The sequence below is a fragment of the Pedococcus sp. P1_H8 genome, from assembly GCF_056405175.1.
Genome location: NZ_JBFUCP010000256.1, coordinates 1 through 434, shown reverse-complemented (window position 1 = coordinate 434; position 434 = coordinate 1). Strand labels below are relative to the sequence as shown.

Genomic DNA, 434 nt, shown 5'->3' with positions numbered 1-434 from the left:
CTCTTCCGGCTCGACCACCTCGCGGCCCGCATGCGCCGAAACGGCGAGAACCTGCTGATCCTCTCSGGTACCCGYACCCGCCGCGGCCACTCCGARCCCGTCCAGGTCGGYGACGTGCTGCGCGCCGCGATGTCCGAGGTGGAGGACTACCAGCGGGTGGAGGTCGGCAATACGCCGCAGGGCGCGATCGCCGGCGCCGTCGCCACGGACATCGTGCACATGCTGGCCGAACTGCTGGACAACTCGCTGCGCGCCTCCCCGCCCGAGTCCAAGGTGACGTTCAACTTCGCCCGCGCCGTCGACGGCGGGCTGCTGCTCGAGATCGCCGACCGCGGCATCGGCATCCAGCCGGCGGAGCTGGCAAAGATCAACGAGCGGCTCGCGTCCGGCGGCGAGGTGAGCGCCGAGACGGCCCGCCACATGGGCCTGTACGT

The 434-nt window shown here is 71.4% G+C and carries 1 protein-coding gene; it reads left to right on the top strand.

Going from position 1 to position 434, the window contains the following annotated elements; translation table 11 throughout:
- Nucleotides 1-114: 114 nt before the first annotated feature.
- Nucleotides 115-434: ATP-binding protein (locus AC1DYG_RS19870; RefSeq protein WP_477641567.1), on the top strand; the 320-nt coding region annotated here is incomplete at its 3' end.